This is a genomic window from Thioclava electrotropha (assembly GCF_002085925.2).
GTDB lineage: Bacteria > Pseudomonadota > Alphaproteobacteria > Rhodobacterales > Rhodobacteraceae > Thioclava > Thioclava electrotropha.
In genome coordinates this window covers 2,617,501-2,638,310 of record NZ_CP053562.1, presented here as the reverse complement: position 1 = coordinate 2,638,310, position 20,810 = coordinate 2,617,501, and the positions used below count along the sequence as shown (strand labels likewise).

Here is a 20,810-nt window from a genome sequence, read left to right as displayed (position 1 = left end):
TGATCTTGCGCAAATCGTTTGCAACCTATCTGCGCCAAAATGCTGCCGCAACCCGGGCGTAAGAATTGATGAGGAAACACGCAGTCCGGGCGAATGCGGACGTGACAACACTGTGTTCTTGGGGTATTGCCTCGCCCGAGGAGAGTTGGCCGATGGCGAATGACGATCATGGTGACGCCCCCGGCACGTATGAGAGGGCAGGTATGAGAGCTGAAGTATTCCTTCCGGATGATTATCGTCCGGCCGAGAATGAACCCTTCATGAATGACCGGCAGCTGGAGTATTTCCGCAGAAAGCTTCTGGCGTGGAAGGCCGAACTTCTCGAACAATCCGCTGAAACGCTCGAAGGTCTCGCGGAATCCGCGCGCAACGTTCCCGATATTGCCGATCGCGCCTCCGAGGAAACCGATCGTGCGCTGGAACTGCGCACCCGCGACCGTCAGCGCAAGCTGGTCAGCAAGATCGACTCGGCGCTGCGTCGCATCGACAATGGCGAATACGGCTATTGCGAGAAGACCGGGGAGCCGATCTCGCTCAAGCGTCTCGATGCGCGTCCGATCGCGACGATGACGCTGGAAGCGCAGGAAAAGCACGAGCGCCGCGAACGGGTGCATCGCGACGACTGATCGCCTGCGCGGACTGCGTGTGGGGATGCACAAAACGCGCGTTGCCTTCGGGCGGGAAGGCGCGCAAAACAATTCGACACCGGCACCGCCAAGGTGCCGGTGTTCGCTTTTGAAGGAGATCCCATGCTGATCGGGCGCAAGGTTACGGTTCTGGGTGCGGGGATCGCGGGGCTGACGGTGGCGCGGGCTCTGGCGATGCGCGGCGCGGATGTCGAGGTGCTCGAGCAGGCCGAGGCGATCCGCGAAGTGGGCGCCGGGCTGCAGGTCTCGCCCAACGGTGCGGCGGTGCTGCGCGCCTTGGGGCTGGGTAAGGCGCTGGAGGCTGCTGGGCCGCGCGCCGAGGCGGTTCGGCTCGTCGATGGCGAGACCGGGAGCCAGGTCGCCAAGCTGGACATGGCGCGGCTGCGCCCCGATGCGGATTACCATTTCGTCCATCGCGCCCGGCTGATTGAGCTGCTGGCCGATGGGGCGCGCGAGGCGGGGGTGAAAATCCGCCTGTTGCAGCAGATCGAGCGGGTGGACCTGTCCGGGCCGCATCCGGTGCTGCACACCAAGCAGGGCGCCGAGATCGAGACCGACCTGTTGATCGGGGCCGACGGGCTCAATTCCAAGACGCGCGAGGCGCTCAACGGGCGGGTGGCGCCGTTCTTCACCCATCAGGTGGCGTGGCGCGCGCTGGTGCCGTGCGACGATTCCGAGGCGAAGATCGCGCAGGTCTTCATGGGCGCGGGCAAGCATCTTGTGAGCTATCCGCTGGGGCGGGGGCTGCGCAATGTCGTGGCCGTCGAGGAGCGGCATCGCTGGGTCGAGGAAAGCTGGGCGCTCGAGGATGATCCGATCAATCTGAGGACTGCCTTCGACGATTTCTGCCCGACCGTGCGCGGTTGGCTCGATCAGGTCGAGAAGGTGAACCTCTGGGGGCTGTTCCGTCATCCGGTGGCCGAGCGCTGGTTCGCGCCCGGTGTCGCGATTCTGGGCGACGCCGCGCATCCGACGCTGCCCTTCCTCGCGCAGGGGGCCGTGATGGCGATGGAGGATGCCTGGGTTCTGGCCGAGGCGCTTGCCAATTACGAGACAGACGAGGTGGCCTTCGCCGCCTACCAGAACGCGCGCTGGGATCGCTGCGATCAGATCGTGACGGCGGCGAACAAGAACGCGCGGAACTATCACCTGTCGGGGGCGCCGCGCACCTTTGGTCATCTCGCATTGCGTGCCGCCTCGCGGTTCACGCCGGAGCGGCTGGTGGGGCGGTTCGACTGGATCTACGGGTATGACGTGACGCAGCAGGCCGGGTAGGGCGGCGGCCCGCCTGAGGGCGCGGGGCGACCAGCCCCGGGCCGCGCCCGACCCTTCCCACGGGAGGGCGCATTGGCGATGTCAGCACGGGCTCGACCGACCTGCGGGCTCGCGAGATAAAGTGCCAAGCCACAAAGCGCGACAAGCGCCCACCCGAGGCTCGGGCGCGACCCTCAGTCGCTCGAAGAGTGGCGTTCTGCCTTCGGGCGTTCACCGGGGCGTCCTTCCACTGGAAGGCCGCTTATCCCGGCTCACCCCATACGGAAATGCTTGGCGAGCTTCAGGCCCTGTCCCTGATAGTTCGAGGCGATGTCCTTGCCGTAAAGCTGGCGCGGCTCCTCGGCCATGCGCTCATAGACGAGACGGCCGACGACTTGCCCGTGCTCGAGCGCGAAGGGGGCCTCGTGACAGCGCACCTCCAGCACCCCGCGCGAGCCGGTGCCGCCGGCCGCGCCATGCCCGAAGCCGGGATCGAAGAAGCCTGCGTAATGGACGCGGAATTCGCCGACCATCGCCAGATAGGGCGCCATTTCGGCGGCGTGATCGGGTGGGATCGTCACGGCCTCTCGGCTCACGAGAATATAGAACGCGCCGGGATCGAGGATGATGCGGCCATCGGAGGCGCGCACCTCTTCCCAGAAATCGCGGGCCGGGTAATGGCCGATCTTGTCGATGTCGATCACCCCAGTATGGGGCTTGGCGCGGTAGCCCACCAGATCGCCTTCAGCGGGCTTCAGATCGACCGAGAAGCCCAGACCCTCGTCGATTACGGCGGGGCCATCGACCAGCGGCTCCTGCTGGTGCAGGATCTTCAGCTCGGCATCGCTCAGTACCGCCTGACCGGCGCGGAAGCGGATCTGGTTGAGTCGCATGCCGGGCCGCACCAGAACCGAGAAGCTGCGCGGACAGATCTCGGCATAAAGCGGGCCGCTATAGCCTTCGGGGATTCGGTCGAACTCGGTGCCGTCATCAGTGATCAGGCGCGTGAGCAGATCGAGCCGCCCGGTGGAGCTTTTGGCATTGGCGACCGCCGTGACGCCCTCGGGCAGCGCGAGGGTCTCCATCAGCGGCACGAGATAGACGCAGCCCTTCTCCAGCACCACGCCATCATCGGTCAGCGCCATGCGGTGCATCTCGAAGTCATGCAGGCGGTGGGCGACCTTCTGGCCCTTGCCCGCGAGGAACGAGGCGCGCAGCCGATAGGCCACGGTGCCAAGCCGCAGGTCGAGGCTCGCAGGTTGGATCTGTTCGGGGATGATGGCTGGCTCGGCGGCGATCTCACCGCGCGCGATCATGTCTTGCAGCATCGTGTCAGGCAGCACGCCGATGGTCATCCGATCCCTCCTCCGGATACACGAACGCCCACCCCGATGAAGAGGTGGGCGTTTGTCGAATTGGTCGGGCTGGCGAGATTCGAACTCACGACCTTCCGTCCCCCAGACGGACGCGCTAACCAGGCTGCGCCACAGCCCGACGAGGGGGATATAGTGCGAACCGGGCGGCGGGTGCAAGCAGTTAGTGAGAGAAATTTCACGCCAATTCGTCCGGGGTTAAGATCACTCATTCCGCCTGCGCGGAGCCATGTTGTCCGAGCCGCACCTGAAGGGCCTGCGCACGCAGGCGCAACATGCGCAGATCGCCCCGATCGGCGGGGCTGAGCCGCGCCGGATCGAGCGTACGCAGCCCATGTAACAGCCGTGCGAGATCGGCCCGTGCAGCGATTTTTGCGGCGCGTTCCTGCGGACCACGGTCGATGGTCATGGCCACGACAGGGGCCATCGGCTCCGGCTCGGGTTCGACATCGAGCGCCATCGGGGCCTCTGCGTCTTCATCCCACGCGTCTTCTTCCGGGGATTCGCTGGAGGCGCTCTCCGGCTCTTCGAAGAAGGAAGGCTGCGAGGGGGCAGGGAAGGGTGTCACCGAGCCGCCCTGATGGGCCTCGATGGGGGCGTCCTCGGCGGGGCTGAGATCGAGCAGTTCCTCGGGGCGCTCAGGAAGCGCCTCGGTCTGGGACTCGTGTTCAGCTGTATTTTGCGCGCTGTCCTCGAGAGAGGCCGCCTCCTGCGGGGCTTCCTCCTGCGGCGCGATTTCTTCCGACGCTGCCTCGGTCGACTCGGGCTCGCTCGGGGTCGTGTCCTGCGCCTGAGGCGCCTCTTGCGGGGCCGGGCTGTGCTGAGGCGCGGCAACCGGGGCAATCGGCTCCGGGGCGCTCTGCGTGGCCTCATCGACCTCGCGCTCGTCCTCGACGCTGACCTCGCCACGTGCTGCCACTTCGCGGATGCCTTCCTCGCGCAGCAGTTTCTGCACGCCGCGGATGGTCATGCCTTCTTCATGCAGCAGATGCTTGATGCCGCCCAGAAGCGCCACATCGGCAGGCCGGTAATACCGCCGCCCGCCTGCACGCTTGACCGGTTTCACTTGCGTGAACTTGCTCTCCCAGAACCGAAGAACATGGGTCGGCGTGTCGAGAAGGTCTGAAACCTCAGAGATCGTCCGAAACGCGTCGGCGGATTTACCCATCGGTAGGACCTGTCATTTGTTATCGGGTTACTTCGAGTTGCCCGCCGCCACGCGGTCCTTCATCAGATGCGAGGGACGGAAGGACAGCACGCGACGCGGCGAGATCGGAACCTCTTCGCCGGTCTTGGGATTGCGGCCCATGCGCTTGGCTTTCTCGCGCACCGAGAAGGTGCCGAACGAGCTGATCTTGACCGTCTCCCCCTCCACGAGGGCGTCGGACATATGCTGCAGCACGCTTTCGACGAGCTGCGCCGATTCATTGCGCGACAATCCGACTTCGCGGAACACCGCTTCGCTCAGATCCATGCGCGTCAGGGTCTTCGACATCCTATCCCCCCGGATAAAGAGTTTGGCTAACAGTGACCGACCGTAATTCCCGAGTCAATATCAAGCACTTGGCGGACGGGATTGATGCGCGGGCTCACGCGCGTTTGCGCGGGAAACGCGTAAAACGAATGCAGAGAGGCCGCGCTTACCAGCGCAGGACGACCGAACCCCATGCCAGACCGCCGCCGATCGCCTCGGTGACCAGCACCTGGCCTTCCTTGATCTGGCCGCGTTGCTTGCCGACCGAGAGGGCCAGCGGGATCGAGGCCGCGGAGGTGTTGCCGTGGTCCTGAACCGTGACGATCACGCGGTCCATCGGCAGTTGCATCCGCTCGGCCGTGGCCGAGATGATGCGCAGGTTCGCCTGATGCGGCACGATCCAGTCTACGTTTTCGCCTGTCAGCCCGGCTTTATCGAGCGCCTTATGCGCGGTTTCGGCCAGCTTGGTGACGGCGTGTTTGAAGACCGCATTGCCCTGCATGCGCAGATGGCCCGCCGTGCCGGTGGTGGACACGCCACCGTCGACATAGAGCAGATCCTTGTAGCGCCCGTCGGAATGCAGATCCGACGACAGGATGCCGCGATCATTCGCCGTGCCGGTGCCTTCGGCGGCCTCGAGGACCAGCGCGCCTGCGCCGTCGCCGAAGAGCACGCAGGTGCCCCGGTCGGTCCAGTCCATGATCCGCGAGAAGGTCTCGGCGCCGATGACCAGCACCCGCTCGGCCTGCCCGGAAAGGATCAGCCCGTTCGCATTCGTCAGCGCGAAGATGAAGCCTGCGCAGACGGCCTGCACGTCATAGGCAAAGCCCGTGGTCGAGCCCAAGCCCGCCTGAACCATCGTGGCGACGGAGGGGAAGGTGCTGTCGGGCGTCGAGGTCGCGACGACGATCGCGTCGATCTGGTCGACGCTCATATTCGCGTCTTCGAGCGCGGCCTTCGCGGCCTTGATCGCGAGATCAGAGGTGTATTCCCCTTCGGCGGCGATATGACGGCGCTCGATCCCGGTACGCCCGCGAATCCATTCATCCGTGGTATCGAGCGTTTTCTCGAACTCGGCGTTCTCGACAACGCGCTCGGGCAGGTAATGGCCTACGCCGCGCACCACGGATCTGATCGTCATTGGCTGCTCTCGCTTTTCTCGGCGGCAGATGGCGCGCCGGATTTGGTCTCATCCTGCCCCGAGGGAAGGGTGGTGGCAACCCGTGCGGCAAGCTTCGCGCCGAAGCCCGAGCGTGCCAGACGGGCGGCCAGTTCGATCGCGGCGGCGAAGCTGGTGGCATCCGCCGAGCCGTGCGATTTCACGACCGTACCGTTGAGGCCGAGGAAGACGCCGCCATTGGCGCGGCGCGGATCGGTCTTGTGACGCAGGCGCTTGAGCGCGCCCATCGCGAAGAGGGCGCCCAGCTTTGACATCACCGAAGAGGTCAGCGCCTCGCGCAGGAGTTCGGCCACGAATTTCGCGGTGCCCTCGCCGGTTTTCAGTGCGACATTGCCGGTGAAGCCGTCGGTCACGATCACGTCGGCGCGTGCGCCGGCCAGCTCGTTGCCTTCGACGAATCCCGCGAAGTCGAACTGCCCAGCCTCTTGCGCGTTGCTGATAAGCTCATAGGCTTCTCGCAGCTCGGGGCGGCCCTTGTGCTCTTCGGTGCCGATATTCAGCAGCCCGATGCGCGGACGCTCCAGCCCCAGCGCATTGCGCGCATAGGAGGTGCCCATCAGGGCGTAAGTCAGAAGATCCTCCGCATCGGCTTTCACATCGGCGCCCATATCGAGCATGACGTTCCAGCCCGCAGGCCCGCGGGAGGGCCAGAAGGAGGCGATGGCCGGACGGTTCACGCCCGGCATTTTGCGCAGCCGCATCATCGAGATCAGCATCAGCGCCCCGGTATTCCCGCAGGAAACCGCGACATCGGCCTCCTTGTCGCGCACCGATTCGATGGCCGACCACATGGAGGTGTCCTGCCCGTTGCGCAGAACCTGCGCGGGCTTGTCCTCCATCGTGACGGTTCGCTCGGCATGACGCAGATCGACACAGTCGCCAAGATCGTGCTTGGCGATCAGCGGTTCGAGCTGCGCGCGCGGGCCGTGGATGATGAAATGCAGATCGGGGTGAGCGCGATGCGCCTTCGCGACGCCGGCAATCGTGGCCTCGGGGCCAAGATCGCCGCCCATCGCGTCGACGGACAGAACGACAGCGCCGGCATTCGCCGGCGCTTTGCCCTTCTGGGCGGCTCGCATTTCTGCGGCCTTCATCTGCGATCCCGACTGCGGCTGGTCCTGCGTATCTTGCATGACGTGCGGCGCGGGTCGACGGGCTTACGCCGCGTCGTCGTCCAGATCGACCTCTTCGGTCAGAGCGACGACCTCACGGTCGGCGTAGTGACCGCAGGACGGGCAGACGTGGTGCGGGCGCTTGAGTTCGCCGCAGCTGGGGCATTCCGCCGGGTTGCCAGCGGTAAGCGAGTCGTGGGCGCGGCGCATGTTACGGCGCGAACGCGTGACTTTATTCTGAGGGACAGCCATGTCTCAACCTCGGGGTTTCGGGGGCCAGTAGCCCGTGTTTGCGGCGTTACAGCCCTGATTTTCCTTGTGGTTTCGTCACTTGGCCGAAAGCGTCTCTCGGGGTGCGAAGCCAAACGTCGAATGAGGCCGGGAACATACTCGGATTCTTTTTCCGTGCAAGCCTTTTTTCCGGCCATTTTTCAAGCGGTTTCGGGCGGTGCGAAACCGCGTCTGCCACTATGCGTCGCCCTTACCGTTTTCGCCCTTGGCAAGCAAGTCGCGCAGATTGGCAAATGGCTTCATCTGTTCGTCGCTGAGCGGCTCGGCGCCCGGCTCGGTCACCTGCGCGCCTTCCAGCTCCGCGTCTGCTGCACGCGGATAAAGCGGCAGGGCCAGTTCCATCGCCTCGAGCGCGACCACGCCGAGATTCACCGTCGTGGGCAGCGGTTCGGCGGTGTCATCCTCGGGCATCTCGACCTCTTCGGAGGTCGGCATTTCCATATCGGCGAGATAACGCCGCACCACCTCTTCGCGAATATCGGTCGTGACCGGGGCGAGGGTAATCACACAATCCTGAACCACGCGGGCCTCGAGGGTCGCGCGCAATTCCCAGTCCGAGCGTCCCTTCGGCGCAAGCTCGCCCTTGAGGCGCAGCGCCTCGACGTCGCGAATATCTGCCCAGTCTGCAATCGCCTTGAGCCGCTCTCCCTTGGCTTCGATGTCGAAGCGCGTGGGTTTGCGGCTGGGCAGATCGGCCAGCCGCATGGGCTCGCTCCAGATCGTCTCGGGGGCGGCGGGCAGGTCGGGATCGACGGGGGTCTGTGTCATGTCCGGCTCCTTGTTTTGGGTCGCTCGGTGTTGTCCTGCGACCCTTTGCATGCGCCCGAGTGCCCAATCGGCGCGCTCTAGCGCTTGAGGGCGGCGCAGTCATGATGTAAGCGTCACTAAAAGCCCGAAGTGTCAGAGGCAATAGGGGGTTGCAGGTGGGGATCGGTTCTATGATGCGCAAGGCCATGCTGTTTATCGCGTTCGGCGTGGTGCTTTTCGCGGGCGCCTGCTCTCCGATTTACCGTAACCACGGCTATGTGCCGATTGACCAAGACCTCGCTCAGATCGAGGTCGGCAAGAGCACGCGTGATGATGTCGCCGCCGCGATCGGGCGTCCCAGTTCGACCGGGCTTCTGGAAGGCTCGGGCTGGTATTACGTTGGTTCGCGCTGGAAAACCGTGACCTGGCACGCCCCTGAGGAAATCAGCCGGGAAGTCGTCGCCGTGTCGTTCAACGACAATGGCGTCGTTACCAATGTCGAACGCTTCGGGCTTGAAAAAGGTCAGGTCGTGACGCTGTCGCGCCGCGTGACCGAGAGCAAGGTCAAGGGCATCGGCTTCCTGCGTCAGCTGATGGGCTCGATCGGTCGTATCAATGCAGGCCAGGTTCTCGGCGACAACTGATCGCGGCGAGGCGGCCGGTAGCCGGCCGCCGCCATGACCCGCGAGGTCGTATGTCCCTGAGTTTCGCAAAAGGCGCCTATCAGGTCCGCGAGGCCCAAAGTCCGGATGAGCGCGAGGCGGCGCTGCGCCTGCGCGCCGATGCGTTTCGGGCCGGGGCTTCCGATGCAGACCGCTTCGACCCGCTTTGCCGCCACATCCTGATTTGCGACGATCACGGACCCGCCGCCGCCGCGCGGCTTCTGCTGCTGGAAAGCGGGGCGGCGCTGCCCGAGGGCTATTGCGCACAGTTTTACGATCTTGCGCCGCTCGCCCAATGGGCAGGGCCTATCCTCGAGCTAGGCCGCTTCTGCACCCGTCCGGCGCTGCGCGACCCGGACGTGCTGCGTCTGGGTTGGGCCGCGATCACCCGGATCGCGGAGAAGAGTGGCGCCGCGCTTCTGATCGGATGCTCCTCTTTCACGGGCAGTGACTGGCAGGCGCATCGCGCGGGTCTTGCCCATCTCGCATCCCGCGCGCTTGGCCCCGCTACCTTGCGCCCGCGCCCCAAAGCCCCCGAACGCGTGGACTATCCCGCCGCGCTCGCAGGGGAGGCCGGCGATGTCAGCGCGCTGCCGCCGCTGTTGCGCAGCTATCTCGGCATGGGGGGCTGGGTGTCGGATCACGCGGTGATCGACCGCGACCTCGACACCTGTCACGTCTTCACCGCGCTGGAGATTGCCGCAATCCCCGAGGCGCGGCGGCGCAGCTTGCGGGCGCTGGCGTTATAAGTCGGATGGCTGTGAGGCTTGAGAGGGCGGATGCCTCCGGCGGGGATATTTGTTCCAAGGGGAAGGGGGCGCGGGCGCGCAAAGGGGCTGGGTCGCTTGTGGCCCATTGACCTTTCGCCAAGGCCCGCTTAGCTCGCGAGCATGGCACGTGCACCGCTTTTACAGCTTTCCGACATCTCGCTCACCTTCGGCGGCAATCCCGTTTTCGAAGGGCTCTCCCTCACCGTTCAGCAAGGCGACCGAGTCGCGCTGGTGGGCCGCAACGGCTCGGGCAAATCGACCTTGATGAAGGTGATGGCCGGGCTGATAGAGCCGGATTCGGGCACGCGAGTCGTGCCGCCGGGCATTTCGGTGGGCTATATGGAGCAGGAGCCCGATCTGTCGGGCTTCGCGACCTTGGGCGATTTTGCCGCCTCCGAGCTGGACCCCGCCGAGGCCTATAAGGTCGAGATGGTCGCCGAGGGGCTGAAGTTCAAACCCGAGACCCCGGTCGAGACCGCCTCGGGCGGCGAGCGGCGGCGCGCGGCGCTGGCAAAGCTTCTGGCCGAGGGGCCGGAGCTGATGCTGCTCGACGAGCCGACGAACCATCTCGATATCGAGGCGATTGCCTGGCTGGAAAACCAGTTGAAGGAGACCCGCAAGGCCTTCGTGCTGATCTCGCACGACCGCGCCTTCCTGCGCGCGTTGACCCGGGCCACGCTCTGGATCGACCGCGGCGAAGTGCGCCGCAATGAAGAGGGCTTCGAGACCTTCGAGGAATGGCGCGAAAAGGCTTGGGCGGAGGAAGACGACGCCCGTCACAAGCTCAATCGCAAGATCAAGGCCGAGGCGCGTTGGGCGGTCGAAGGCATCTCGGCCCGGCGCAAGCGCAATCAGGGCCGGGTGCGCGCATTGCAGGCGCTGCGCGCCGAACGCGCGGGTCAGATCAAGCGGCAGGGCGTCGCGGCGATGGAGCTCGACTCGGGGCAGCAGTCGGGTAAGCGCGTGATCGAGGCCACGGGCCTGTCCAAGCGCTATGGCGACAAGCAGATCGTGAAGGATTTCGACCTGCGGGTGCTGCGCGGGGACCGCGTGGCTTTCGTCGGTCCCAACGGTGTCGGCAAGACCACGCTTCTGAAGATGCTGACCGGCGAGGTCGCACCCGATGAGGGCGCGGTGAAGCTGGGCACGAATCTCGAGATCGCCGTCTTCGATCAGGCGCGGGCCACGCTCAATCCCGAGCAGACGCTGTGGGACGGGCTGGTCAACGACCCGGACATGGCGGTGAAGGGGCGCTCCGATCAGGTGATGGTGCGCGGCACCCCGAAACATGTCGTGGGCTACCTGAAGGACTTCCTCTTCGACGAGCAACAGGCGCGCGGCCCGATCCGGGCGCTCTCGGGCGGCGAGCGCGCGCGGCTTTTGCTGGCGCGGATCATGGCCAAACCCTCGAACCTGCTGATTCTCGACGAGCCGACCAACGATCTCGACGTGGAGACGCTCGATCTGCTGCAGGATCTGCTGGGCGAATATGACGGCACGGTGCTGTTGGTCAGCCACGACCGCGATTTCATCGACCGGGTCGCCAGCACGACCATCGCGATGGAAGGCGACGGGCGCGCCACCGTCTATGCGGGCGGCTGGTCGGATTATCAGGCGCAGAAGGCCGAGGCCGCGCCGGAGGCCAAGCCCACGCCGAAGAAGGACGCCCCCAAGGTAGACGCGAAACCCGCCGCGCCCCAGAAAGCTGCGCCGAAGAAAACTGGCCTCAGCTTTACCGAGAAACATCGGCTGGAAGAGCTACCCGGCGTGATCGAAAAGCTCGAACATGAGATCTCGAAGATCAACGAATTGCTAGCCGATCCCGATCTCTTCACCCGCGAGCCCGTGAAATTCGCCAAGGCCACCGAGATGCTGAGCGACCGCCAGTCGGCCCTCGACGCGGCCGAGGTCGAATGGCTCGAACTCGAAGAGAAGGCGCAGAACGCCTAGACCCTTCGAACGCGGCTCGGTCGGATGCCTCCGGCGGGGATATTTGATCCAAGCCGAAGGGGAGGGCATTCTCTTTCGGATTGGCAGAAATATCCCGGGGGCTGGCGGAGCCAGCGGGGCAGAGCCCCTCTTTGCGGGGCAATAAGGAGGGGCGCATGACCAAACGAACGGGGGCCAAGCGGACGGGACCGCTCAGCGGGCTGCGCATTGTCGAGATTTCCGGCCTGGGGCCGACGCCGTTTGCGGCGATGTGTCTGGCCGATTTCGGAGCCGAGGTGATCCGCATCGCGCGGCCCGGCTCGGGCGGGGCCGAGAATCATGTGCTGGGGCTGGAGGTCGACGTGCTCGACCGAGGCCGCGATGTGGTGGAACTGGATCTCAAATCCGACGCCGGGCGCGAGGCAGTGCGCACGCTGATCGCCCGCGCCGATGGGGTGATCGAAGGCATGCGCCCGGGCGTGATGGAGCGGCTGGGGCTGGGGCCCGAGGATTTCCCCGATCATCCGGCGCTGGTCTATGGAAGGATGACGGGCTGGGGGCAGGAAGGACCGCTGTCGCAAACCGCGGGCCATGACATCAATTACCTGTCTCTGACCGGGGCGCTGCACGCGATGGGCAGTGAGGCGCCCGCGATCCCGCTCAACCTTCTGGGCGATTTCGGCGGTGGCGGAATTTATCTGGCCTTCGGGATGCTGGCGGCGCTGTGGCGCGCGCGCGAGACCGGGCGGGGGCAGGTCGTCGATTGCGCGATCACCGACGGGGTGGCGCATCTGATGGCAATGATCACCGGGATGGCAGGGCAGGGGGCGTGGGCGGATCGGCGGCAGGCGAATCTGCTCGACGGGGCGGCGCCGTTCTACACGGTCTACGAATGTGCCTGCGGCGGGCATATGGCGGTGGGGGCGCTTGAGCCGCAATTCTATGCGGCGTTGATCGCGGGGCTAGGATTCGCGCCCCGGGACTTGCCTGCGCGTGAAGCCCGTGCGAATTGGCCGGCCTTGCGGGATGCTTTTGCAGACCGCTTCGCGACTCGCAGCCGGGATGACTGGGCCGAGGTCTTCGCGGGCAGCGATGCCTGCGCGACGCCGGTGCTGTCGATCGCTGAGGCCATTGCGCATCCGCAGAATGCCGAACGCGGCGCTTATGTCGACCTCGACGGCATCGCCCAGCCCGCCCCCGCGCCGCGCCTCTCGGCCACGCCGGGGCAGGCGGGCGCGCAGGGGCGGCGGATCTCTGCGGCGGAGGCGCTCGCCCGCTGGAGCGAATGCGGATAAAACCTCGTTTTTCCTTGACAGACGGGGGCTGATCCCCGATATCGGCCCGACCCGGCGGAGAGTCTTCTTTCCGCCGGGCCTCGTTTTTGCAACTTCGCTCCCATGAGGAGCGCGCAGTCCGACGGCGGGCCGACAGGTCCAACGAACTCCGATCAGGGGCCACAGGGCGCGGATGAAGAAAAGGAAAGACCCATGTTTGCGGTCCTCAAGACCGGCGGCAAGCAATACAAGGTTCAGGCGGGCGATCTGCTCCGCGTGGAACTGCTCGCAGCCGAAGCTGGCGATAAAGTCCAGTTCAACGAGATTCTGATGGTCGGCGGCGACAAGCCCCAGTTCGGCACCCCGCTCGTCGAAGGTGCGGCCGTGCAGGCGGAAGTCATCGACAACATCAAGGCCGACAAGGTCATCACCTACCACAAGCGTCGTCGTAAGCACTCGTCGCAGCGCACCCGTGGTCACCGTCAGCAGCTGACCCTGCTGCGCGTCACCGACGTCCTCGCCACCGGCGGCGACAAGTCGGGCGTGAAGGAAGCCGTGGGCACCGCGATCGCACGTCGTGCAGCGCATGGTGGCAAAGGCGAAGCCGCTCCGGCCAAGCCCGCCAAGGCCGCTGCTGCTCCGAAAGCCGCGCCGAAGGCTGATGCCGCCGTCGCGGAAGCGGACGATCTGAAGGTCATCACCGGTCTCGGCCCGGCGGCCGAGAAGAAGCTGAACGAAGCTGGCATCACCACCTACGCTCAGCTCGCTTCGGTCGATCCCGAAACCTTTGAAGCTACCAAGGTCAAGCCCGACTGGGTCGAGCAGGCCAAAGAGCTCGCGAAATAAGGAGAGACACCCATGGCACACAAGAAAGCAGGCGGTTCATCCCGTAACGGTCGCGACTCTGCGGGTCGTCGTCTTGGCGTGAAACTGTTCGGCGGTCAGGCAGCGATCCCGGGCAACATCATCGTGCGTCAGCGCGGCACCAAGTGGTGGCCGGGTGAAGGCGTCGGCCTCGGCAAGGATCACACCATCTTTGCAACGGCTGAAGGCCGCGTCACCTTCCATAAAGGTCTCAAGGGCCGCACCTTCGTATCGGTCCTCCCGGCTGCGGAGGCCGCCGAGTAACCCGACCGACGAAAGTGTCACAAAATCGGGGGATCGGCTGAAAGGCCGGTCCCCTTTCTCTTTGCACTGCAGCACGCAAATGTTTGCAGCCGCGGCGAGAAAATTTACCGGGTCGGGGGATGTATCGTCATCCTACTGTCCTATTTATTTACTAGGACCACGCGGCAGGAGGAGCCGCCGGTTCGTCCGCGTTTCGAGGAGGAGCGCCCATGTACCAGGAGACGATTTCCACCCAACCCGTGATCGAAACGGAGCGCTTCGTGCTGCGCCCGCTGCGCCGTTCGGATGCCGGTCTGATCGAGATGTATTCCGGCGATAAACGTGTCGCGGAAGGCACTCGTGCGATCCCGCATCCGCTGCCGCCCGGCACGGCCGAGAATTTCATCACGCGCGCACAGGCCGACGACCGCGTCGAAGACGTCTGGGCGATCGATGGGTCGCGCCATGGCATGGGTGAGCTTCTGGGTGTCGTCTCGCTGACCCGTCTCGATGACGATCAGTCCGAGATCGGCTATTGGGTTGGACCGGGCTTCTGGAATACGGGCCTCGCCTCCGAAGCGGTCGCGGCGATCATCGAAGCGAACCCGCAAGACGCGCGCACGCTGTTTGCCGAGGTGTTTCAGGACAATCCGGGCTCGGCTCGTGTCCTGACCAATTGCGGCTTCGAGTATCTGGGCGATGCGGAAAGCTGGTCGCTCGCGCGCGGTCGCCATGTTCCGACCTGGACCTATCTGCGCAAAATGTAACGCAGACCGCGCGCGTGGACGGGAGGGCGCTGCCCTCCCGAACCCTCCCGGGATACTTGGGCCAAGAGGAAGATGCATCTTATTGAAACGCCGCGCCTCGTCTTGCGTCCGCTGACTTCGAAAGATGTCGATGCGATCACGCGTGCCGCGAATGATTTCGAAGTCGCGTGCTGGCTCGCGAAGATGCCGTATCCCTATACCAGAACCGATGCCGAGGCATTCGTCGCCGCCAATCGCGAGAATTTCGGGCGAGTCTGGGGAATCACGCGACAGGGCGATTTTTGTGGAGTGATCGGAAAGGTCGGCGCATTCGGCTATTGGTTGGGCCGGGATCATTGGAGCAATGGCTATGCCACCGAGGCTGGTCGCGCCGTCATCGCTGTGCATTTCGAGGCCCCGGACGCGCGGCCACTTGCGGCGGGCTATTTCGAGGGCAATCACCGCTCGCGCAGGGTTCTCGAGAAGCTGGGATTCCGGCACGCAGGCGAGTCGCTTGTCGATAACCGGGCGCTGGGGCGCAAGCTCCGAAATTTCGACATGATCTGCGAGAGCCCGCCTCGCGACGCGCATTCCCCTTCCTCTTGGTGAAAATATCCCGGGGGTGTGGGGGCCACGCCCCCACGCGGCGCTTGATCCTGCGCGCGCAGGCAGCTATCCCGGCGCCTTGATGAAAGGGGCCTGACCATGAAATTCCTCGATCTCGCCAAGGTCTATATCCGCTCGGGCGGCGGCGGCGCGGGCTGCGTCTCGTTCCGGCGCGAGAAATATATCGAATTCGGCGGTCCCGATGGCGGCGACGGCGGCAAGGGCGGCTCGGTCTGGATCGAGGCGGTCGAAGGGCTCAACACGCTGATCGATTTCCGTTACCAGCAGCATTTCTTCGCAAAACCGGCCAGCACGGCATGGGCAGCCAATGCACCGGCAAGGACGGTGATGACGTCGTGCTGAAAGTGCCGGTCGGCACTGAGATTCTCGACGAGGATCAGGAGACGCTGATCGCCGACATGACCGAGGTGGGCCAGCGCGTGCTGCTCGCCAAGGGCGGCAATGGCGGCTGGGGCAACCTGCATTTCAAATCTTCCACGAACCGTGCGCCACAACGCGCGAATCCCGGTCAGGAAGGCGTCGAGCGCACGATCTGGCTGCGCCTGAAGCTGATCGCGGATGCGGGTCTGCTGGGGCTGCCCAATGCGGGCAAGTCGACTTTCCTGGCTGCGACCTCGAACGCGCGGCCGAAGATTGCGGATTATCCCTTCACGACGCTGGTGCCCAATCTGGGCGTTGTCGGTATCGACGGGCGCGAATTCGTCGTGGCCGATATTCCGGGGCTGATCGAGGGCGCCTCTGAGGGGCGGGGTCTGGGCGATCAGTTCTTGGGCCATGTCGAGCGCTGCTCGGTACTGCTGCATCTGGTGGATGGCACGGCGGAGGACCCGGTCGAGGACTGGCGCACGATCATCGGCGAGTTGGAGGCCTATTCGGAAATCCTCGCTCAGAAGCCGCGCGTCACCGTTCTCAACAAGATCGACGCGATCGACGAAGAGACGCTGGCCGAGCGCAAGGCGGAGCTGGAAGAAGCGTCGGGCGGACGCGTGATGCTGATGTCGGGCGTGTCGAAGAAGGGCGTGCCGGATGTGCTGCGCGCGCTTTGGGCGGAGATCGCCAAGGACAAGCCGAAGCCGGAGGACGAGGGCGGAGCATGGCAACCGTGAGCGCGCCCGCTCTGGCGCAGGCGAAGCGTCTGGTTATCAAGATCGGATCGGCGCTTCTCGTCGATCAGAGCGGATTGCGCGCGGATTGGCTGCGCTCGCTGGCCGCCGATGTGGCGGCTTTGCGAGCCCGCGGCACGGGTGTCGTGATCGTCTCCTCTGGCTCGATTGCGCTGGGGCGGCGGGTGCTCGGTCTCGCGGGCAGCACGTTGCCGCTGGAGCAGAGCCAGGCCGCGGCGGCAGTGGGGCAGATCCGCCTCGCGCGGGCCTATGAGGAAGTTCTGGGGCCGCATGACGTGAGCACCGCGCAGGTTCTGGTGACGCTCGAAGATACCGCCGACCGGCGCCGCTACCTCAATTCGCGCGCGACGCTGGAGACGCTGCTGAGCCTCGGCGTCGTGCCCATCGTGAACGAGAACGACACGGTCGCGACCGACGAGATTCGCTTCGGCGACAATGACCGGCTGGCCGCCCAGATCGCCGTGACGATCGGGGCGGATCAGCTGCTGCTGCTATCCGATGTCGACGGGCTTTACACCGCGAACCCCAAGACCGACCCGAGCGCCGAGCATCTGCCGGTGATCGAACATATCACCCCCGAGATCGAGGCGATGGCGGGCGATCCCGTCTCAGGCCTCTCGAAGGGCGGGATGAAGACGAAGCTGCTGGCGGCGAAGGTCGCGGTGGCGGGTGGCTGTGCGATGGCGATTGCCGAGGGCTTCGCCGAGCATCCGGTCGGCGCACTGGAGCAGGGCGGGCGCTGCAGCTGGTTCCTGCCTGAGGGCGATCCGCAGGCCGCGCGCAAACGCTGGATCGCGGCGATGAAGCCGCGGGGCGAGCTGTTCGTGGACGAGGGGGCCGCCAATGCGTTGCGCTCTGGCAAGTCGCTGCTGCCCGCCGGGATCACCAAGGTTGTCGGGCGCTTCGGGCGCGGCGATCCGGTCACCATAGCGGGGCCGGACCGTGCGGTGCTGGGCAAGGGGCTAGTGCGCTACACCGGCGACGAGGCGCGGCTGATCGCGGGGCACCGCTCGGGCGAGATCGAGGAGATCCTCGGCTATCCCGGCCGCGCGGCGCTGATCCATCGCGACGATATGGTGGTGGGCTGAGCGGGTTTACTCCGCCCCCTCATTCGGCCCAGTCCGGCTTGCGCTTCTCGATGAAGGCCTGCACGCCTTCCTTCGTATCACGCCAGAGCATGTTCTCGACCATCACCGCAGCCGTGTGCTCATAGGCCTGCGCGAGGTCCATATTGGCCTGGTCGTAGAAGGCGCGCTTGCCGATCTTCACGGCGGCGCCCAGCTTGCCTGCGATGGTCTGCGCCAGCTTCTCGGTCTCGGCGCCAAGCTCCTCATGCGGCGCGATGCGATTGACCAACCCGACCTCGCGGGCGCGGGCGGCATCGATGAACTCGCCGGTGGTCAGCATCTCGAAGGCCACCTTGCGCGGCACGTTGCGCGAGAGCGCCACCATCGGGGTCGAGCAGAACAGCCCGATATTCACCCCGTTCACCCCGAACCGCGTGCCTTCGGCCGCCACGGCCAGATCGCAGGACGCGACCAGCTGACAGCCGGCGGCGGTCGCGATGCCATGCGCCTCGGCGATCACCGGCTGGGGCAGGGCCGGGATCATCTGCATTACCTCGGCGCAGCGGAAGAAGAGATCGGCGAAATAGGCGCGGCCCTGATCCTCGGCCTCGCGCCCGCGCTGCATCTCCTTGAGGTCATGGCCCGCGCAGAACGCCTTACCCGCGCCGCGCAGCACCACGACCTTGATGCTTGTATCCTCGGCCAGCTCAGAAAACCGCGCCTTGAGCGCGGCCAGCATCGCATCGGACAGCGCGTTGAGACTGCCGGGGCTGTTCATCGTCAGATGCGCCACCGCGCCATTATCCTCGCGGATCACCAGATCGGTCATTGAAACTCCTCCTCTTTGGCGAAACTCTAGGGGCGAGCGAGGGACAAGAAAAGGGGAGGGCGCATGGCGCTGGTAATGGATCGCGACGAGCTCGCGGAATTTCTCGACGAGGCGTTTCCGCAGGTGAAAGGCGACTTCGCGATCGAGGCACTCGATGAGGACGAGCTCGTGGTGCGCCTGAAGGTGGAAGAGCGCCATTTGCGGCCCGGCGGCACGGTCTCGGGGCCGAACATGTTCGCGCTGGCCGATGTCGGGATCTATATCGCGATCCTCGCGCGGATCGGGCGCGTGGCGCTGGCGGTGACGACGAATGCGAGCATGGATTTCATGCGCAAGCCCGCCGCAGGGGCCGACCTGATCGCGAAGATCCGGGTACTCAAGCTGGGCCGCGTCCTCGCCGTGGGCGATGCGCTGATCTATTCCGAGGGGGACGATCGACCCGTTGCGCGCGCGAGCATGACTTATTCGATCCCGCCGCGGGCGATGGGGTAGGGCGCTGCGCACTCTGCCTCTTCGCCTTGGCGCAAATATCCCGGGGGAGGCGCGGATGCGCCGTAGGCAGAGCCTCTAACCCGGCCCAACATCGCGTCGAGATGTGGGGTATTTTGATACCTAATTTTTATCGCATTGTTTTTGCTAAATAAATTCCGTCGCAACCCACTTGAAAACGCGTCCGGAATCGCGCAAAAGCCCGCATCAGAATTCGAAATACCCCACAAGGGCAGATCACAGATGAAAACCTACACCGCAAAACCCGCGGAGATCGAGAAGAAATGGGTCATCATCGACGCTGAAGGCGTCGTGCTGGGCCGTCTCGCGTCGATCGTCGCAATGCGTCTGCGTGGCAAGCACAAGGCCACCTTCACGCCGCACATGGACATGGGCGACAACGTCATCGTCATCAACGCCGACAAGGTGCAGATGACCGGCAAGAAGCGTGACGACAAGACCTACTACTGGCACACCAACCACCCCGGTGGGATCAAGTCGCGCACCGCGCGTCAGATCCTCGAGGGCGCGCATCCCGAGCGCGTGGTTATGAAGGCGGTCGAGCGCATGATCTCGCGCAACCGTCTGGGTCGTGCGCAGATGGCGAACCTGCGTGTCTACGCTGGCGCCGAGCATCCGCACGAAGCGCAACAGCCTGAAGTTCTCGACGTCAAGTCGATGAACAAGAAGAACACCCGGAGCTGATCATGGCCGACGATATCAAGACCCTCGACGATCTGAAATCGGTCGTGACCGGCTCGGACAACGCTGGCGCCACCGAAACCGAAACCTCCACGCCCCGTGAGCCCGTGCGCGACGCGCAAGGCCGCTCCTATGCTACCGGCAAGCGTAAAGACGCGGTCGCCCGCGTCTGGGTCAAGCCGGGCACCGGCAAGGTCGAAGTGAACGGCAAGGCGATGGACAAGTACTTCGCGCGTCCCGTGCTTCAGCTGATCGTGAACCAGCCCTTCGGCGTGGCGAACGTGGACGGCCAGTTCGACGTCTACGCGACCGTTGCAGGCGGCGGCCTCTCGGGCCAGGCCGGTGCAGTCAAGCACGGCATCTCGAAAGCGCTGCAGCTCTACGATCCCTCGCTGCGTCCGGCTCTGAAAGCCGCAGGCTTCCTGACCCGCGACTCGCGCGTTGTGGAACGTAAGAAATACGGCCGTGCGAAAGCCCGTCGTAGCTTCCAGTTCTCGAAGCGCTAAACTTCGCGAGATACGATTTGGAAAGCGGCTCCCATTCGGGGGCCGCTTTTCGTTTGGGGCTACGCCCCCGGCGCGTGCCGCGCCTCTCCCGGGATATTTCGGGCAGTTGGAAGCGCCGCGCGGGGTCTGACTTCCAACTGCGTCAAATATCCCGGGGGTGAATTCGGCGAAGCCGAAGCGGGGGCGGCGCCCCCGATCTTTTGCCCGCAAAAAGAAGAAGGCGCCCCGTTCGGAGCGCCTTCGAGCCTGTCTGACCTGCGAGGGGCAGGGTTTACTCCGCCTCGTCCATCTTGGCGGCGTTGAGCAGGGCGTAATTCTGCGCGCCCACGCGGTCGTAGAGGTCGAGCTGCGTCTCGAGGAAATCGACATGGCCTTCCTCATCCGCGATCAGTTCCTCGAACAGATCCTTCGAGACGTAATCGCGTACGCTTTCGCAATGGTCGCGCGCCTCGCGATAGAGGGTCAGCGCGTCATGCTCGCCCGCGAGGTCGCATTCGAGCGTCTCGCGCGGGCCCTCGCCGATGCGCAGCGGGTCGAGTTTTTGCAGGTTCGGATGGCCTTCGAGGAACAGGATGCGCGCGATCAGCTTGTCGGCGTGGTGCATCTCCTCAATGGACTCCTCGCGCGATTTCTTCGCCATCGCGGCAAGGCCCCAGTCCTCCTGCATCCGGAAGTGCAGCCAGTATTGCGAAACGGCCGTCAATTCGCTGCGCAGAGCTGCGTTGAGATAGTCGATAACCTTAGCGTCGCCCTTCATGTCGTCTTCCTTCCATTGGTGCCTGTCTCAGCCCGGTCAGTTCGACCGGCACTTTCAAATTGGTATTCTTGCGCATCGTGGAAAGAAAGAGCGGCATGCATCCGCCGCAATCGGCCCGCTTCCCGAGTGCGTGATAGATTTTG

Annotated in this window: 24 protein-coding genes, 1 tRNA gene and 1 pseudogene (1 of these 26 running past the window's edge); 15 read left to right on the top strand and 11 right to left on the bottom strand. The window is 64.9% G+C overall.

Annotated features, from left to right (window positions below; genetic code table 11):
- Positions 1–203 precede the first annotated feature (203 nt).
- Together dksA and AKL02_RS12540 are read left to right on the top strand one after the other, a co-directional pair.
- Entirely contained in the window at positions 204–626 is a 423-nt protein-coding gene (gene dksA / locus AKL02_RS12545) for an RNA polymerase-binding protein DksA (protein ID WP_078522815.1), read from the top strand.
- Between the two features lie 123 nt (positions 627–749).
- Positions 750–1,922, top strand: coding sequence for an FAD-dependent monooxygenase (locus AKL02_RS12540; protein WP_083078852.1), 1,173 nt, complete (start codon positions 750–752; stop codon positions 1,920–1,922).
- Between the two features lie 251 nt (positions 1,923–2,173).
- Here AKL02_RS12540 and AKL02_RS12535 read toward each other — a convergent pair whose 3' ends face one another.
- The 8 genes from AKL02_RS12535 to AKL02_RS12500 all read right to left on the bottom strand — a co-directional run bounded on the left by AKL02_RS12535 (position 2,174) and on the right by AKL02_RS12500 (position 8,099).
- Positions 2,174–3,256 (bottom strand): 2'-deoxycytidine 5'-triphosphate deaminase, encoded by a 1,083-nt coding sequence (locus tag AKL02_RS12535; protein ID WP_083078851.1) that lies wholly within the window; start codon positions 3,254–3,256, stop codon positions 2,174–2,176.
- Positions 3,257–3,317: 61 nt separating this feature from the next.
- Positions 3,318–3,395 (bottom strand) — tRNA-Pro (locus AKL02_RS12530).
- Positions 3,396–3,482: 87 nt separating this feature from the next.
- Complete coding sequence (locus AKL02_RS12525) at positions 3,483–4,442, bottom strand: MerR family transcriptional regulator (protein ID WP_083078850.1); 960 nt, start codon at positions 4,440–4,442, stop codon at positions 3,483–3,485.
- A gap of 27 nt (positions 4,443–4,469) precedes the next feature.
- Entirely contained in the window at positions 4,470–4,769 is a 300-nt protein-coding gene (gene ihfA / locus AKL02_RS12520) for an integration host factor subunit alpha (RefSeq protein WP_075775489.1), read from the bottom strand.
- 145 nt (positions 4,770–4,914) lie between these two features.
- The gene (locus AKL02_RS12515; RefSeq protein ID WP_078542750.1) at positions 4,915–5,889 is read right to left on the bottom strand and encodes a beta-ketoacyl-ACP synthase III; all 975 of its coding nucleotides are present in this window, start codon (positions 5,887–5,889) and stop codon (positions 4,915–4,917) included.
- Positions 5,886–7,007: a phosphate acyltransferase PlsX gene (gene plsX / locus AKL02_RS12510; RefSeq protein WP_083078964.1), complete on the bottom strand. Its 1,122-nt coding sequence runs from the start codon at positions 7,005–7,007 to the stop codon at positions 5,886–5,888. Before plsX ends, AKL02_RS12515 begins: the two co-directional genes overlap by 4 nt.
- A gap of 78 nt (positions 7,008–7,085) precedes the next feature.
- Positions 7,086–7,292 carry a 50S ribosomal protein L32 gene (gene rpmF / locus AKL02_RS12505; protein WP_078522810.1) on the bottom strand — a complete coding sequence of 69 codons (207 nt, stop codon included), beginning with the start codon at positions 7,290–7,292 and terminating at the stop codon, positions 7,086–7,088.
- Between the two features lie 216 nt (positions 7,293–7,508).
- Positions 7,509–8,099, bottom strand: a complete 591-nt coding sequence (locus tag AKL02_RS12500; protein WP_078522809.1) for a YceD family protein — start codon at positions 8,097–8,099, stop codon at positions 7,509–7,511.
- A 170-nt stretch (positions 8,100–8,269) separates the two neighbouring features.
- Here AKL02_RS12500 and AKL02_RS12495 point away from each other — a divergent pair, with 170 nt between their 5' ends.
- The 10 genes and pseudogenes from AKL02_RS12495 to proB all read left to right on the top strand — a co-directional run bounded on the left by AKL02_RS12495 (position 8,270) and on the right by proB (position 17,405).
- On the top strand, positions 8,270–8,722 hold the full coding sequence (locus tag AKL02_RS12495) for an outer membrane protein assembly factor BamE (RefSeq protein WP_078522808.1): 453 nt from the start codon (positions 8,270–8,272) through the stop codon (positions 8,720–8,722).
- A 122-nt stretch (positions 8,723–8,844) separates the two neighbouring features.
- The gene (locus AKL02_RS12490) at positions 8,845–9,489 is read left to right on the top strand and encodes a GNAT family N-acetyltransferase (RefSeq protein WP_408648140.1); all 645 of its coding nucleotides are present in this window, start codon (positions 8,845–8,847) and stop codon (positions 9,487–9,489) included.
- Between the two features lie 141 nt (positions 9,490–9,630).
- Positions 9,631–11,460, top strand: a complete 1,830-nt coding sequence (locus AKL02_RS12485) for an ABC-F family ATP-binding cassette domain-containing protein (protein ID WP_083078848.1) — start codon at positions 9,631–9,633, stop codon at positions 11,458–11,460.
- A gap of 155 nt (positions 11,461–11,615) precedes the next feature.
- Positions 11,616–12,734, top strand: coding sequence for a CaiB/BaiF CoA transferase family protein (locus AKL02_RS12480; protein ID WP_083078847.1), 1,119 nt, complete (start codon positions 11,616–11,618; stop codon positions 12,732–12,734).
- Positions 12,735–12,926: 192 nt separating this feature from the next.
- Positions 12,927–13,559 (top strand): 50S ribosomal protein L21, encoded by a 633-nt coding sequence (locus AKL02_RS12475; protein ID WP_078522804.1) that lies wholly within the window; start codon positions 12,927–12,929, stop codon positions 13,557–13,559.
- A gap of 12 nt (positions 13,560–13,571) precedes the next feature.
- Positions 13,572–13,841 carry a 50S ribosomal protein L27 gene (gene rpmA / locus AKL02_RS12470; protein ID WP_075775480.1) on the top strand — a complete coding sequence of 90 codons (270 nt, stop codon included), beginning with the start codon at positions 13,572–13,574 and terminating at the stop codon, positions 13,839–13,841.
- Positions 13,842–14,050: 209 nt separating this feature from the next.
- Positions 14,051–14,587 (top strand): GNAT family N-acetyltransferase, encoded by a 537-nt coding sequence (locus tag AKL02_RS12465; RefSeq protein WP_078522803.1) that lies wholly within the window; start codon positions 14,051–14,053, stop codon positions 14,585–14,587.
- A 72-nt stretch (positions 14,588–14,659) separates the two neighbouring features.
- The gene (locus AKL02_RS12460) at positions 14,660–15,175 is read left to right on the top strand and encodes a GNAT family N-acetyltransferase (protein ID WP_083078846.1); all 516 of its coding nucleotides are present in this window, start codon (positions 14,660–14,662) and stop codon (positions 15,173–15,175) included.
- Positions 15,176–15,271: 96 nt separating this feature from the next.
- Positions 15,272–16,299 (top strand): annotated as a pseudogene (obgE, locus tag AKL02_RS12455) (GTPase ObgE).
- Positions 16,287–17,405: a glutamate 5-kinase gene (gene proB, locus AKL02_RS12450; protein WP_083078845.1), complete on the top strand. Its 1,119-nt coding sequence runs from the start codon at positions 16,287–16,289 to the stop codon at positions 17,403–17,405. The pseudogene obgE and the gene proB overlap by 13 nt, the downstream one beginning before the upstream one ends.
- A gap of 19 nt (positions 17,406–17,424) precedes the next feature.
- Here proB and AKL02_RS12445 read toward each other — a convergent pair whose 3' ends face one another.
- Positions 17,425–18,213 carry an enoyl-CoA hydratase gene (locus tag AKL02_RS12445; RefSeq protein ID WP_078542758.1) on the bottom strand — a complete coding sequence of 263 codons (789 nt, stop codon included), beginning with the start codon at positions 18,211–18,213 and terminating at the stop codon, positions 17,425–17,427.
- 63 nt (positions 18,214–18,276) lie between these two features.
- Between AKL02_RS12445 and AKL02_RS12440 the strand changes: the two genes are divergently transcribed.
- The 3 genes from AKL02_RS12440 to rpsI all read left to right on the top strand — a co-directional run bounded on the left by AKL02_RS12440 (position 18,277) and on the right by rpsI (position 19,910).
- Positions 18,277–18,705 (top strand): PaaI family thioesterase, encoded by a 429-nt coding sequence (locus AKL02_RS12440; RefSeq protein WP_078542759.1) that lies wholly within the window; start codon positions 18,277–18,279, stop codon positions 18,703–18,705.
- A 240-nt stretch (positions 18,706–18,945) separates the two neighbouring features.
- Positions 18,946–19,407 carry a 50S ribosomal protein L13 gene (gene rplM, locus AKL02_RS12435; protein WP_078522797.1) on the top strand — a complete coding sequence of 154 codons (462 nt, stop codon included), beginning with the start codon at positions 18,946–18,948 and terminating at the stop codon, positions 19,405–19,407.
- 2 nt (positions 19,408–19,409) lie between these two features.
- The gene (gene rpsI, locus AKL02_RS12430; RefSeq protein ID WP_078522796.1) at positions 19,410–19,910 is read left to right on the top strand and encodes a 30S ribosomal protein S9; all 501 of its coding nucleotides are present in this window, start codon (positions 19,410–19,412) and stop codon (positions 19,908–19,910) included.
- A gap of 271 nt (positions 19,911–20,181) precedes the next feature.
- Here rpsI and bfr read toward each other — a convergent pair whose 3' ends face one another.
- Together bfr and AKL02_RS12420 are read right to left on the bottom strand one after the other, a co-directional pair.
- The gene (bfr, locus tag AKL02_RS12425; RefSeq protein WP_078542760.1) at positions 20,182–20,667 is read right to left on the bottom strand and encodes a bacterioferritin; all 486 of its coding nucleotides are present in this window, start codon (positions 20,665–20,667) and stop codon (positions 20,182–20,184) included.
- A protein-coding gene (locus tag AKL02_RS12420; RefSeq protein WP_078547388.1) for a (2Fe-2S)-binding protein crosses the window boundary here: on the bottom strand, positions 20,651–20,810 show its 3' portion. Its footprint extends 98 nt past the window's final position; the window shows 160 of its 258 coding nt (coding positions 99–258); its start codon lies off the right edge, out of view — the gene reads right to left on this strand; the stop codon is at positions 20,651–20,653. The genes bfr and AKL02_RS12420 overlap by 17 nt, the downstream gene beginning before the upstream one ends.